The sequence below is a fragment of the Stenotrophomonas sp. YJH_SMC_10 genome, assembly GCF_059371555.1.
Map to the genome: position 1 here is coordinate 41,226 of NZ_JCAFUS010000007.1, position 12,821 is coordinate 54,046.

At 68.6% G+C, this 12,821-nt stretch carries 11 protein-coding genes; 5 read left to right on the forward strand and 6 right to left on the reverse strand.

Annotated elements, in window-relative coordinates:
* The first annotated feature begins 2 nt into the window (after nucleotides 1-2).
* The 3 genes from AC5P9C_RS10900 (at nucleotide 3) to AC5P9C_RS10910 (ending at nucleotide 3,106) form a co-directional block, all read left to right on the forward strand.
* Nucleotides 3-725 (forward strand): glycosyltransferase family 2 protein, encoded by a 723-nt coding sequence (locus AC5P9C_RS10900; RefSeq protein WP_049471128.1) that lies wholly within the window; start codon nucleotides 3-5, stop codon nucleotides 723-725.
* Complete coding sequence (locus tag AC5P9C_RS10905; RefSeq protein ID WP_014648879.1) at nucleotides 725-1,072, forward strand: lipid-A-disaccharide synthase N-terminal domain-containing protein; 348 nt, start codon at nucleotides 725-727, stop codon at nucleotides 1,070-1,072. Before AC5P9C_RS10900 ends, AC5P9C_RS10905 begins: the two co-directional genes overlap by 1 nt.
* A 261-nt stretch (nucleotides 1,073-1,333) precedes the next feature.
* Nucleotides 1,334-3,106, forward strand: coding sequence for a DUF885 domain-containing protein (locus tag AC5P9C_RS10910; RefSeq protein ID WP_057494024.1), 1,773 nt, complete (start codon nucleotides 1,334-1,336; stop codon nucleotides 3,104-3,106).
* 95 nt (nucleotides 3,107-3,201) lie between these two features.
* On the opposite strand, the gene AC5P9C_RS10915 is transcribed toward AC5P9C_RS10910, so the two are convergent.
* The 5 genes from AC5P9C_RS10915 to AC5P9C_RS10935 all read right to left on the reverse strand — a co-directional run bounded on the left by AC5P9C_RS10915 (nucleotide 3,202) and on the right by AC5P9C_RS10935 (nucleotide 9,903).
* Nucleotides 3,202-6,411 carry an efflux RND transporter permease subunit gene (locus AC5P9C_RS10915; RefSeq protein WP_182068080.1) on the reverse strand — a complete coding sequence of 1,070 codons (3,210 nt, stop codon included), beginning with the start codon at nucleotides 6,409-6,411 and terminating at the stop codon, nucleotides 3,202-3,204.
* A gap of 10 nt (nucleotides 6,412-6,421) precedes the next feature.
* Nucleotides 6,422-7,627 carry an efflux RND transporter periplasmic adaptor subunit gene (locus AC5P9C_RS10920; protein ID WP_343540553.1) on the reverse strand — a complete coding sequence of 402 codons (1,206 nt, stop codon included), beginning with the start codon at nucleotides 7,625-7,627 and terminating at the stop codon, nucleotides 6,422-6,424.
* The gene (locus AC5P9C_RS10925; RefSeq protein WP_343540551.1) at nucleotides 7,624-8,877 is read right to left on the reverse strand and encodes a TolC family protein; all 1,254 of its coding nucleotides are present in this window, start codon (nucleotides 8,875-8,877) and stop codon (nucleotides 7,624-7,626) included. Before AC5P9C_RS10925 ends, AC5P9C_RS10920 begins: the two co-directional genes overlap by 4 nt.
* A 56-nt stretch (nucleotides 8,878-8,933) precedes the next feature.
* Nucleotides 8,934-9,272: a hypothetical protein gene (locus tag AC5P9C_RS10930; RefSeq protein ID WP_057494028.1), complete on the reverse strand. Its 339-nt coding sequence runs from the start codon at nucleotides 9,270-9,272 to the stop codon at nucleotides 8,934-8,936.
* 241 nt (nucleotides 9,273-9,513) lie between these two features.
* A complete protein-coding gene (locus AC5P9C_RS10935; RefSeq protein ID WP_065177819.1) occupies nucleotides 9,514-9,903 on the reverse strand; it encodes a RidA family protein in 390 nt (129 codons plus the stop codon).
* A gap of 108 nt (nucleotides 9,904-10,011) precedes the next feature.
* On the opposite strand from AC5P9C_RS10935, the gene AC5P9C_RS10940 reads away from it, so the two are divergent.
* Together AC5P9C_RS10940 and AC5P9C_RS10945 are read left to right on the forward strand one after the other, a co-directional pair.
* Complete coding sequence (locus AC5P9C_RS10940; protein WP_270954773.1) at nucleotides 10,012-10,905, forward strand: LysR family transcriptional regulator; 894 nt, start codon at nucleotides 10,012-10,014, stop codon at nucleotides 10,903-10,905.
* A 55-nt stretch (nucleotides 10,906-10,960) separates the two neighbouring features.
* Entirely contained in the window at nucleotides 10,961-11,470 is a 510-nt protein-coding gene (locus AC5P9C_RS10945; RefSeq protein ID WP_197640908.1) for a DNA polymerase III subunit epsilon, read from the forward strand.
* Nucleotides 11,471-11,483: 13 nt separating this feature from the next.
* Here the strand turns inward: AC5P9C_RS10945 and AC5P9C_RS10950 are convergent, their stop codons facing one another.
* Nucleotides 11,484-12,698, reverse strand: coding sequence for a nucleotide disphospho-sugar-binding domain-containing protein (locus tag AC5P9C_RS10950; RefSeq protein ID WP_414615170.1), 1,215 nt, complete (start codon nucleotides 12,696-12,698; stop codon nucleotides 11,484-11,486).
* Nucleotides 12,699-12,821: the final 123 nt, after the last annotated feature.

Below are 12,821 nucleotides of genomic sequence, written 5' to 3' on the forward strand. Positions count from 1 at the left end.
TTATGAGCCAACCCGAGCTTTCCGTTGTCGTCCCGGTGTTCAACGAGCGCGACAATGTCGCCCCGCTGGTCGCCGAAATCACCGCTGCGCTGCGTGGCCGGCTGCCGTTCGAGATCGTCTACATCGACGATCACTCGCGCGATGACACCCTGGCGGTGCTGCAGGGACTGAAGGCGACCACGCCGGAACTGCGGGTACTGCATCACGTGAACCAGAGCGGGCAGAGCACCGCCGTGCGCACCGGCGTCAAGCATGCGCGGGCGCCGTGGATCGCGACCCTGGATGGCGATGGCCAGAACGATCCGGCCGATATCCCCAAGCTGCTGGCCGCGCGCGACGCTGCCGATGCGCAGGTGAAGCTGTTCGCCGGCTGGCGCGTCAACCGCCAGGACAGTGGCAGCAAGCGCTGGGCCAGCCGCTGGGCCAACCGCATCCGCGCCCGCATGCTGCGTGATGACACGCCCGATACCGGCTGTGGCATCAAGCTGTTCGAGCGCAGCGCGTTCCTCGACCTGCCGTACTTCGACCACATGCACCGCTACCTGCCGGCGCTGATGCAGCGCGCCGGCTGGAAGACCACCAGCGTGCCGGTCAACCACCGCCACCGCACCGCTGGCGTGTCCAAGTACAACAACCTCGGCCGCGCGCTGGTCGGCATCCGTGACCTGCGTGGCGTGGCCTGGCTGATCACCCGCAGCAAGCGCACCGCGGTGGAGGAGCGTTGATGGATCTGGAGCTGCATTGGCTAGACCAGCCGCTGACCTGGCTGTACTGGACCGGCCTGCACGTGACCGGCTGGAAGCTGATCGGCTATACCGGCGCGCTGATGTTCGGCGGCCGCTGGCTGGTCCAGTTCGTCGCTTCCAAGCGCGCCGGCAAGCCGGTGATCCCGCGCCTGTTCTGGTACATGAGCGTGCTCGGCAGCCTGATGACGCTGAGCTACTTCCTGTTCTCGGCCAAGCAGGATTCGGTGGGCGTGCTGCAGAACCTGTTCCCGGCGTTCACCGCGCTGTACAGCCTGCACCTGGACATCAAGCACCGCGGCTGGAAGCGCGACAAGGCCAGCCACTGAGGCCTGCGGGGTGCCTGCCATGGGTAGCGTCGACTGTCAGTCGACTTTCGCGCGGAGCGCGGGCTTTGCTACATGTGGCGGAAGAGCAGCCGACTGACAGTCGGCTCTACCCAGTCGGCTCTACCACGCGCCTCCGGCGCTAGGGCCCCGGCCTGCCGCCGGTTCCCGGTCCTGCCTGCGCTGCAGGCAGGACCTTCGTCCCATGCCACGGGCCGTGGGCGGTGCCATCATCGGGGCCTGCCTTCCCGGGAACCTGTGCTCGTGAAAACCCGTCTTGCCGTCGCCCTGCTGCTCGCCCTGTCCACCCCCGCCGTGGCCCTGGCCGCGCCGTCCGCCACTGCCGCACCGGCCAGCGTGGCCACCGAATCGCCCGCCGACGCCGCCTTCCGCGCGCTGTACGAGAAGGAGTGGAAGTGGCGCCAGCAGGGAGGTGGCGAGGCCAGCGAGGATGAAGACGCGCCCGCCAACGCCACCCGCATGCCTGACGTCGGCCCGGCCGCGCAGCAGGCGCGCCTGAAGGTGTGGGACGAGACCCTGGCCGCGCTGAAGAAGATCGACCCGAAGACCCTGTCGGCCGACAACCAGGTCAACTACGCGATCTACCACGACCAGGTGTTCAACCTGGCCGAGGAAGTACGCCTGCGCGCCTACGAGATGCCGTTCAACGCCGACTCCTCGTTCTGGTCCAACCTGTCCTTCATGGCGCGGCGCGAGATGAAGACCGTGCAGGACTACCAGAACTACATCGCGCGCCTGAACGATGTGCCGCGCTACTTCGGCCAGCAGACCGAAAACATGCGTGCCGGCCTGAAGCGTGGCTTCAGCGTGCCGCGCGCGGTGCTCGACGGCCGCGAAGTGTCCATCGCCACCGTCGCCGAGCTGAAGGACCCGACCGAATCGCCGCTGTACGCGCCGTTCAAGAAGCTGCCCAACAGCATCCCGGCCGCCGAACAGGCCAAGCTGCAGGCGCAGGCGCGTGCGGCGATCAGCGGCAAGGTGGTGCCGGCGTTCCAGCAGCTGCGCACCTTCTTCGTCAACGAATACGTGCCGCAGGCGCGTACCACCCTGGCCGCCGAAGCGATGCCCGATGGCAAGGCGTACTACCGGCAGCAGATCCACGAATACACCACGCTGGACCTGTCGCCGGACGAGATCCATCGGATCGGCCTGGAGGAAGTCGCCCGCATCCAGAGCGAGATGAACGACATCATCAAGCAGGTGAAGTTCAAGGGCAGCTTCGCCGAGTTCCTGACCTTCCTGCGCACCGATCCGCAGTTCTATGCCAAGACGCCGGAAGAGCTGCTGTCGCGTGCCGCGTGGATCTCCAAGCGGGCGGACGGCCAGCTCGGCAAGTACATGACGTTGCCGCGCGCACGCTTCACCATCGTGCCGGTGCCGCCGGACATCGCACCGTTCTGGACGGCCGGCCGCGGTGGCATGGGTACCTACTGGCTCAACACCTACAACCTGCCGTCGCGCCCGCTGTACAACCTGCCGGCGCTGACCCTGCATGAATCCGATCCGGGCCATTCGCTGCAGGGCGCGATCGCCGCCGAGCAGAAGAACCTGCCCGAGTTCCGCCGCAACGCCTACATCTCCGCCTATGGCGAAGGCTGGGCGCTGTACTGCGAGAAGCTGGGCGTGGAGATGGGCATCTACGAAACCCCGTACGAGGATTTCGGCCGCCTGACCTACGAGATGTGGCGCGCGGCGCGCCTGGTGATCGACACCGGCGTTCACAGCAAGGGCTGGAGCCGCGAACAGGCGCTGGCCTACCTGCGTGACCACACCGCGCTGAGCGAGCATGAAGTGACCACCGAAGTGGACCGCTACATTTCCTGGCCGGGCCAGGCGCTGAGCTACAAGCTGGGTGAGATCGCCATCGTGCGCCTGCGTGCGCAGGCCGAGAAGGAGCTGGGCGACAAGTTCGACATCAAGGGGTTCCATGACACCCTGCTCAAGCAGGGCTCGGTGCCGCTGCCGGTGCTGGAACAGCAGATCCAGGCCTACATCGCCGAACGCAAGAAGGCCTGACCGTTACCGGGTAGTGCCGGCCGCTGGCCGGCAATCCGTCCCGGTCACGGGGTCGGATCCCTTCCTCACGGAAAGGGCTCCGACCCCCTCTCACCTCAACCCACCGCCCGCGGCTTGGCTACCCGCGCCGCGAAGGTCGGCAGCACCAGCAGGGTCAGCACGGTGGCGGTGATCAGGCCACCGATCACTACCGTGGCCAGCGGCTTCTGCACCTCCGCACCGGAACCGCTGGCAATCGCCATCGGGATGAAGCCGACGATGGCCACCAGCGCCGTGGTCAGCACCGCGCGGATGCGGCTGGAGGCACCGTTGATCGCCGCCTGCAGCGGCAGGTCGCCGGCGTCCAGGCGTTCGCGGATTGCCTGCATCAGCACCAGCCCGTTCAACGTGGCCACGCCGGAGACGGCGATGAAGCCAACCGCCGCCGATACCGAGAACGGCATGCCCCGCAGCAGCAGCGCGAGGATGCCGCCGACCAGCGCCAACGGCACGCAGCTGAATACCAGAATGGCTTCCTTGCCGCTGCGCAGGGCCATGAACAGCAGGCTGCCGATCAGCAGGAACACGACCGGTACCACCGTCGCCAGCCGCTTCTCCGCGCGCTGCAGGTTCTCGAACTGACCGCCCCAGGTCAGGTACGCACCCGGCGGCAGCGCCACGTCGGCCACCGCGGCCTGTGCCTCGCCGACGAAGCCGCCCAGGTCGCGACCGCGCACGTTGGCCTGCACCACCACGCGGCGGCTGCCGTTGTTGCGGCTGATCTGGTTCGGCCCTTCGCTCACCGTGATGCGCGCCACCGACGACAGCGGAATCACCAGCCCCGCAGGCGTGGCGATCGGCAACGAGGCCAGCTGGTCCGGATCGTTGCGCGAGGCATCGTCCAGGCGCACCACCACGTTGAAGCGGCGATCACCTTCGAAGATCTTGCCAGCCGCAGTACCGCCGATGCCGGTGGACAGCGCATCACTCACATCCGCGGCGGTCAGCCCGTACTGCGCCGCCGCCACGTGGTCGATCGCCACATTGAGCGTGGGCAGGCCGGAGATCTGTTCCACCCGCACGTCGGCCGCGCCGTTCACCGCACGCAGCTTCAGCGCCACCTGGTCGGCCACCTTCTGCAGCTGGCTGAAGTCATCGCCGAAGATCATCACCGCCAGGTCGGTCCGCACGCCGGAAATCAGCTCGTTGAAGCGCAGCTCGATCGGCTGGCTGAACTCGAAGCTGTTGCCCAGCTGCTGCCCGGCCAGCTTCTCGAAGCGCGCCACCAGTGCGTCCTTGGCCAGCGTCGGATCGGGCCAGTCCTTGCGCGGCTTCAGCACGATCACGCTGTCGGAGATGTTGGTCGGCATCGGGTCAATGGCCGCCTCGGCGGTACCGGTGCGCGAGAACACGGTTTCCACTTCCGGCTCTTTGGCAATCGCCTTTTCCAGCGCCAGCTGCATTGCCAGCGACTGCTCCAGCGAGGTCGACGGCACGCGCAATGCCTGCATCGCCACGTTGCCTTCATCCAGCGTCGGCATGAACTCGCGGCCCAGCAGCGAGAACGCGCCGATGCCCACCACCACCATCATCACCGCACCGGCCAGCACCGTGCGCGGGTGCGCCACGGCCTTGCGCACCACCGGTTCGATGCGCGCACGCAGCACGCGGATCAGCCTGGTTTCGTGCTCGCCATCGTCAGCATGTGCGTCACCTTCTTTCACCTTGGGCTCGCGCACCAGCAGCGCGGCCATTGCCGGCACGAAGGTGAAGGAGAACAGGAAGGCACCGACCAGGGCCAGCATGAACGTGGCCGCCATCGGGTGGAACGTCTTGCCCTCCACGCCTTCCAGCGTGAGGATCGGTGCGAACACCAGCAGGATGATCAGCTGGCCGAACGCCGCCGGTCGCGCCATTTTCAGCGCTGCATCGGCGGCCACGCGCAGCCGCTCCATCGCGGTCAATGCACGGCCCAGTTCGGCGCGGCGCTGGCCCAGCATCAGCAGCGTCGACTCGACCACGATCACCGCACCGTCCACCAGGATGCCGAAATCCAGCGCACCCAGGCTCATCAGGTTGCCGCTGATGCCGAAGCGGTTCATGCCGATCACTGCGAACAGGAACGACAGCGGAATCACCAGCGCGGTGATCGTTGCCGCACGCAGGTTGCCCAGCAGCAGGAACAGCACCACCACCACCAGCAGCGCGCCCTCGGTGAGGTTCCTGGCCACGGTCTTGATGGTGGAATTGACCAGCACGCTGCGGTCCAGCACCGGTGCCGCCACGATGTCGGCCGGCAGTGACTTGTTTACCTGTTCCAGGCGCGCGGCCGCTGCCTGGGCCACGGTGCGGCTGTTGCCACCGGCAATCATCAGCGCGGTGCCCAGCACGGCTTCATGGCCGTTGCGGCTGGCCGCGCCCAGCCGCGGCGCGCGGCTCAGTTCCACCGTGGCCACATCGGCCACGCGCACCACCACACCATTGCGGGTGGCCACCGGTGCCTGCGCCAGGTCGTCGGTGGTCAGCGCCAGGCCATCGGCACGCACCACCAGGCCTTCGCCGGCACGCTGCACGAAGCCGGCACCGGCCTGCACGTTGGAACGCTGCAGGGCGGTGACCAGGTCGGCCAGGCCGAGGCCGTGCGCGGCCAGTCTGGCGCTGTCCGGATGCACGCCGTACTCCTTGACGTAGCCGCCAACCGTATCGACCCCGGCCAGCCCCGGGCTGGAACGCATCTGCGGCGCGATGATCCAGTCCTGCACGGTGCGCAGGTAGGTCGCACGTTCTTCGGGCGTACGCAGCAGGTTGCCTTCCGGCGTGCGGTAGACCTCGCCGGCCTGCCAGCCGGCTTCACCGGGCTTGGCCACCTTGGCCGGGTCGAACGCGCTGAAGTCCACCGTCCACATCAGCACCTCGCCAAGGCCGGTGGTGACCGGCGACAGCATCGGCGATGCACCGTCGGGCAGGTCTTCGGACGCCTCGCGCATGCGCTCGGCCACCTGCTGGCGGGCGAAGTAGATGTCGGTGGCATCGGTGAAGATCGCGGTGACCTGCGAGAAGCCATTGCGCGACAGCGAACGCGTGGTGGTCAGGCCGGGAATGCCGGCCAGCGCGGTTTCCAGCGGATAGGTCACCTGCCGCTCGATCTGCTCCGGGGTCAGCGCCGGTGCCACCGTGTTGATCTGCACCTGGCGGTTGGTGATGTCCGGCACCGCGTCGATCGGCAGCTTGCCCAGCTGGAACAGGCCCACGGCGGCGATCAGCGCGGCCATGAACACCACCAGCCAGCGGTGGCGCACCGCTGTTTCAATGATCAGCTTGAACATGGTCGCCTCCTCAGTGGCCGTGCTCGGCTTCGCCCTTGGCCAGTTCGGCCTTGAGCAGGAAGGCATTGGCACCGACGATGCGCTCGCTGCCGGTCAAGCCACCAAGGATCTCGATGCGGTCACCGGCGCGGCGCCCGGGCAGCACCGGCTGCGCCTTGAAGCCGCCTTCGACGGCGACGAACACCGCGCTGCTGCCATCAACGTTCTGCACCGCATCGGCCGGCACGCTGAGCGAGCCATCCTGGCCCTCGGTGACGACCACGGCCGATACCGGCGAGCCGGCTGGCGGCAGCGCCGCATCCACCGGCGTGGCGCGGATCACCGCGACGCCGCCCTGCTGGCGGACATCGGCGGCCGAACCGGTGACGGTGGCGGTGAAGCTGCCACCCGGCGCGCTCACTTCCAGCGTCATGCCCGGCGTGACCTGCGCGGCCAGCGCCGGCGGTGCAGTGAACACCAGCTCGTTCATCGTCGGGTCGGCGACATCGGCCACCGCGCTGCCGGCGGCGACTACGCCACCCGGGGTGACCTGCACGTTGCCGACGATGCCGGCCACCGGACTGGTGATGCGCACACGGCCGCTGCTGTCCGGCGAACCGTTGGCGGCGGCCTGGGCCTGCGCGGCGGCGGCCTGGGCCTGTGCCGCCAGCGAACGTGCGCGCGAGGCTTCCATTTCCTGGCGGGCGACCACGCCCTGGTCGACCAGTGCCTTGTCGCGGCCATAGGCCAGGCGCGCAGCCTCGGCTTCGGCCGATGCGGCGAGCGCATTGGCGCGGAACACCGCGGCTTCGCCACTGACTACGATGGCCAGTGCCTGGTTCTGCTTCACTGCGGTGCCCGGTGCGACCAGCACGCGTTCGACGCGGCCGGTGACGGTCGAAGCCACCGAGGCACGTGCACCGACCGACGGTTCGACGCGGCCGGACAGGCGCGTGGAGCCACCGCCACCACGACCGACCGCGACCACTTCGATACCGGACGCCTTGATCTGCTCGGGGGTCAACTGCACGACACCCTCATCCGCATCGGCGGGCGCCTTTGCGGATTCGGCCTTGGCTTCCTTGCTGTCGGACGCGTGGCCATGGCCGTCGTCGGTGCCGGCCTTGGCCGCAGCCGGGTCTTCATTTGCAGGCGTCTGCGCATTGCCAGCGCAGCCGGCCAGCAGCACGGCCAGCAGCACGCCGCCGATCAGCGGGAAAGTACGGGAGAGAGTCATGGGGCCTCCACAAAGGGTGCGCGCCCTTCCAGGCGGGCAAGATCGATTTCCGCGGCGACGCGCGACAGGCGCGCATCCACGGCGGTGCCGCGGGCGGCGATGAGGGCGCTGCGCGTGCTGCGCAGTTCCAGCTGCGAGATGCGTCCGGCGTCGAAGCCAATGCGAGCCAGGCGATACGCCTCCTCGGCGGCGACCACGCTTTCATCGGCGGCGCGGGTACGGCTGCTGGCGGCCTTCAACCCGGCCACCGCGGAGAGGCGCTCGGCCTCGCTGTCGCGGCGCTGCTGGTCCAGGCGTGCTTCGGCTGCACGCTGGTCGGCAGTGGCGGCGCGGATGCCCCCGCGGTTGCGGTCGAACAGCGGGATGCTGAGGCTGACCCCGAGGTTGTAGGCACGCTCGCCGCCTTCGCGGAAGCGGGTCTGCGCGGCGGTGACGCTCAGATCGGGCAGGGCGCGCTTGCGCTCCACGTCGACCAGCTTGCCCGCCGCATCGGCCTCGGCTTCCGCGATGCGCACCGCCAGTGCGGTATCGATGGCACCGCGTGGCAGCGGCGGCGCGCGGTCGAGCAGGCTGTCGCCGATCGATTGCACCGGCGCATCCAGCAGCGCGGTGCCGGCCAGGCGGGCCAGCGCGGCATCGCGGAAGGCCTGCGCCTCATCCAGCGCGGCGCTGGCATTGGCCACTTCGCTCTGCGCCTGCACAGCACGCAGCTGCGGTTCGCGGCCCTGCTTGACCAACGCGTTGACGGCGTTGGCGTCATCGCGGGTGAGGCTCAGTGCCTCTTCGGCCAGGGTGTAGCGGCGCAGTGCACTTTCCGCCTGTGCATAGACCACCGCCAGCTGGCTGGCCACGTCGCTGCGGCTCTGCGCGCCACGCAGGTTGGCCGCCTGTGCTTCGGCGCGGGCCGCACGGACGCGCGCGCCGCGCTGGCCCCAGACCTCCAGCGGCTGGGACAGGGTGAGCACGGTATCGGCCTTGCCCATGCCGCCATAGGAGCCGGTACCCCAGGCGTTCTCGGCCGACCAGGACAGGGAAGGGTTGGGCAGTGCGCGGGCCTGGTCGGCGCGCGCATCGGCGGCCTCGGCCAGCGCCGCACCGACGCGGGTGCCGGGCAGCTGGTCCAGGCGTTCAAGCAGGGTGTCATAGGAAGGGGCGGCTTGCGCCATCACCGCTGCCGCTGGGGCCAGGCCCAGCAACACGGCGACGACCCGCCCGGCCGCACGCAGCGACCGAGGTGTCAGGATCGACATAGGGGGATTCCGGTTGTGAGTGAAACGGGAGCCCGCAATCGCGGGACGCGCTCAACTCACGCCCGGGGGGGACGCGTCAATTCATCCTGGGCGACCGCATAGGTCGCCGCGTCGCCGGCATTCATCCAGCGCGCCGGCAGCGGCGCACCGAAGGCGGCGAGGGTGCTGGCCGGCAGGCTCAGGTTGGAGTGGTGGCAGTGGTTGTGGCTGCAGGCACCGGTGTGCTTGCCGTCACTGTCACCCTCGGCATCATCGGCGTTGCTTTCCACGTGCACCGCCGTGGTGTCGTGCGGTTCAACCGCGCAGGCCAGCACGTCGGCCACCGGCACGACCACGAATGCCGCCATCAGCAGCATCAGCAGGGTCGAGCGGAGGTGGCGGGCGATCCGGCGCATGGACGGGAGGCTAGCAAGCGGTTTTCGACGGATACAATATCAATGGCCGCTTCGGGAATTCGTCGGAATCTCCCGTTCAGCTGGGCCGGGCGCGGGGTCGGATCCCTTTCCTCCGGAAAGGGCTCTGACCCCACCACATCGTTCGGGTGCGCCGCGCACATGTGCTCTGGTAGGTGTCGACCTTGGTCGACACGCTTTTCGACCCCACCGCGTTGCCGGCCAGCGGCCGGCACTACCCGTATCACGGCAGCTTCGCGATCACCTTGATCTCGAACTGGAACCCATACAGCCAGGTCACGCCGATACCGGTCAGGGTCGGGTGCGGCGCCTCGCCCCAATACTCCGGCACGATCGCCCAGGCCTTCTCAAAGTTCTTCTCTGGATCGACCAGGAACACGGTCACGTCGATCACGTCATCGAAGGTGCAGCCCGCAGCAGCCAACACGGCGTTGAGATTCTCGAAGGCGCGGCGCACCTGCGCCTCGAAGTCCGGCTCGGGCGAACCGTCCTCGCGGCTGCCGACCTGGCCGGAGACGAACAGGAAACCGTTGGATCGGATCGCCGGCGAGTAGCGGTTGCGCTCGTACAGGGCCTGGCGGCCGGTGGGGAAAACGACATCACGCTGTGACATGGGGAAGATCCCTTGGGAGAGAACGCCATCCTCCGCGCCAGTGCTGTCTGGATAAACCGCGATGATCGGCCTAGATTGATTGTCAATTCCAAACAATCATGGCCCGCCATGGACCGTTTCGAGGCGATGCGGGCGTTTGCCCGGGTCGTGGAAACCGGCAGCTTCACCCGCGCCGCGCACACGCTGCAGATCAGCCGCACCACGGTCACCCAGCTGGTGCAGCAGCTGGAGGCACACCTGCGGCTGCGCCTGCTCAACCGCACCACGCGCCGGGTCAGCGTCACCGCCGATGGCGCGGCCTACTACCCGCGCATCGTCCGCCTGCTGGCCGAGCTGGAAGAGGTGGAGGGCGGGCTGGGCGACGCAGCCAGCCAGCCGCGCGGCCGCCTGCGGGTGGATGTGCCCGGACCCTACGCGCGACTGCGGCTGGTGCCGGCGCTGCCGGACTTCCAGGCGCGCTACCCGGACATCCAGCTGGACGTCGGCGTCAGCGACCGCGAGGTCGATGTCATCGCCGACAACGTCGACTGCGTGATCCGGGGCGGCACCCCGACCGACCCGGCACTGGTGGCGCGGCCGCTGGCGGCGCTGCCGATCGGTTTCCACGCCAGCCCCGGCTATGTGCAGCGTTTCGGCCTGCCGACCGATCCGCGCGCGCTGCAAGGCCCCGACCACCACATGGTCGGCTTCCTCAGCCCGCGCAGTGGCCGGGCGCGGGTGTTCAGCGCGCAGCGCGGCGATGAACGCGTCGAGGTGCAGGGCCGCTATACGGTCGGCTTCGATGACGGCAACGCTTATCTGGCCGCTGCGTTGGCCGGACTCGGCGTGGTGGCGCTGCCCAGCTACATGGCCGACCCGCACGTGGCGCGTGGCGAGTTGCTGCCGGTACTGGAGGACTGGCAACTGCCGTCGATGCCGATGCACGTGATGTTCCCGCCGAACCGGCACATGAGCCAGCGGTTGCGGGTGTTCATTGATTGGGTGGTGGAAGCGCTGGGGTGAGTGCATCGGTCGCGTGCGAAAATCGGCGTGCACGTACTGGAGAACGCACACCCTGATGAGCCGCATCGTCGCACTGGATACCGAAACCACCGGCATCTCCCACCGCCTGGGGCACCGGGTGATCGAAATCGGTGCCGTCGAACTGATCGATGGCCAGCTCAGCGGCCGCCAGTTCCACACCTACCTGCAGCCGCAGCGCAGGGTCGGCTGGGGCGCACAGCGCGTGCATGGCATCAGCGATGCGATGCTGGTAGGCAAGCCACTGTTTTCCAGCAAGGCTGCTGAACTGCTCGACTTCCTGCGCGGCAGCGAGATGGTCGCGCACAACGCCACCTTCGATGTGGGCTTCCTGGACAACGAGCTGCGTCTGTCCGGTATCCCCGGCACGCTGGCCCAGCACTGCCGCATCACCTGCAGCCTGAAGCTGGCGCGCGGGCGCTGGCCGGGCCAAGGCAACAAGCTGGATGATGTGCTGCAGCGCCTGCGCATTCCCAGCCAGCGCGGCCTGCACGGCGCGCTCAAGGATGCCCATCTGCTGGCGCAGGTGATTCCGCACCTGCGCTGAGGCCTGGCCGCTGTTACACCGGCCGCAACCAGCGCTCGATCATTGCCACGCCACGTGCCACCCCGTCCTCATGGCTCATCGCCGCGCCCAGGGCTGCCGCGCGTGCGCGTGTTGCGTCGGTTTCAGCGAAGGTGATGGCTGCCGCCAGCGTTGCTGCATCCAGTCGCTTCAGTGACAACGGTGCCGGTGCCACGCCCAACCGATGCAGGCGATCGGCCCAGAAGAACTGATCCGCGGCGAACGGCATCACCAGCGAGGGAATGCCGGCGCGGCAGGCCGAATGCGTGGTGCCGCTGCCACCATGGTGGATGGCGAGTGCGCAATGCGGGAACAGTGCTTCGTGTGGCGTCGGGCCGAGCACGAACACATCTGCTGGCAGCGCGCCCGTCGGCAGCCCGGCCCACCCTGGAAACAGCAGCACCCGGCGCGGTGCCAGCGCCTGCAGCAGGGCCGGCAGCACGCGCTCGCGATCAAACCCGGTCATGCTGCCAAAGCCCAGGTACACCGGCGGCGGCCCGGCATCGAGGAAGGCCTGCAGATCGACCGGGGGCGTCCAGGGCGCATCAGGAAGCCGCCATTGGCCACAGACGATGTGGTCGGCCGGCCAGTCCGCCGGCGGCGGCAGCAGCTGCGGCGAGATGCCATAGAGCATCGGCAGGCCGGACCACAGCGCGCGGCGCGGCGATTGCCCCAATTGCTGGCGTGCCGCGTTGATCGGCCGGCGGAACTGGCGCCAGATCAGGCCGTTGACCAGCCCATAGCTGGCGCGGTTCAACCAGCCCGGCGAACGTCCGGGCGGCAGGAACGGAGAGCGGAAGGCCCGTGTCGGGGTCAGCGGGATCATGCCGGTGCCGATGACCGGCATTCCGCGGCGTTCGCCCACGCTCATGCCGACGAAGGCCGCCAGTCCGCCGGTCAGAATCGCATCGCAGCCTTCTGCGGCCGCATCGGCCTGGCGCATCCAGCCGCTGACATGCTGCAGCGCCATCCGTGCCAGACCGGAACTGGCGGCGGCAACACCGTTGCCACGCGACACCAGGGCGACCACTTCGTCATGGATGTCACCTTCAAGGGCTGCATGGGGCACATCCAGGGCCTGCGCGCTGCCCAGGGTGCCGCCATCGGCCAGCTGTGTCACCGCGTGGCCTGCGCCGATCAGCCCATGGCAGAGCATGGCCAGCGGACGCGTATCGCCTTCGGTTCCGTAGGTCAGGGCCAGCAGCCGCATGGAAAGCTCCGCAGTGATCCGGGCCAGTATGCCGGTTGGCGGAGTGCCCCCGGCCCTGCCGGTTCAGTCCCCGCCTGTGGGTAACTTGCGCAAGTGCTTGAACCCGTGCATAATGCGCGGCTC

Bases quoted from the DNA above. Each gene is read 5' to 3' on its own strand.
- AC5P9C_RS10925 (WP_343540551.1), bottom strand. From the start codon at position 8,877: ATGTCGATCCTGACACCTCGGTCGCTGCGTGCGGCCGGGCGGGTCGTC.
- AC5P9C_RS10905 (WP_014648879.1), top strand. From the start codon at position 725: ATGGATCTGGAGCTGCATTGGCTAGACCAGCCGCTGACCTGGCTGTAC.
- AC5P9C_RS10900 (WP_049471128.1), top strand. From the start codon at position 3: ATGAGCCAACCCGAGCTTTCCGTTGTCGTCCCGGTGTTCAACGAGCGC.
- AC5P9C_RS10935 (WP_065177819.1), bottom strand. From the start codon at position 9,903: ATGTCACAGCGTGATGTCGTTTTCCCCACCGGCCGCCAGGCCCTGTAC.
- AC5P9C_RS10945 (WP_197640908.1), top strand. From the start codon at position 10,961: ATGAGCCGCATCGTCGCACTGGATACCGAAACCACCGGCATCTCCCAC.
- AC5P9C_RS10930 (WP_057494028.1), bottom strand. From the start codon at position 9,272: ATGCGCCGGATCGCCCGCCACCTCCGCTCGACCCTGCTGATGCTGCTG.
- AC5P9C_RS10940 (WP_270954773.1), top strand. From the start codon at position 10,012: ATGGACCGTTTCGAGGCGATGCGGGCGTTTGCCCGGGTCGTGGAAACC.
- AC5P9C_RS10920 (WP_343540553.1), bottom strand. From the start codon at position 7,627: ATGACTCTCTCCCGTACTTTCCCGCTGATCGGCGGCGTGCTGCTGGCC.
- AC5P9C_RS10915 (WP_182068080.1), bottom strand. From the start codon at position 6,411: ATGTTCAAGCTGATCATTGAAACAGCGGTGCGCCACCGCTGGCTGGTG.
- AC5P9C_RS10950 (WP_414615170.1), bottom strand. From the start codon at position 12,698: ATGCGGCTGCTGGCCCTGACCTACGGAACCGAAGGCGATACGCGTCCG.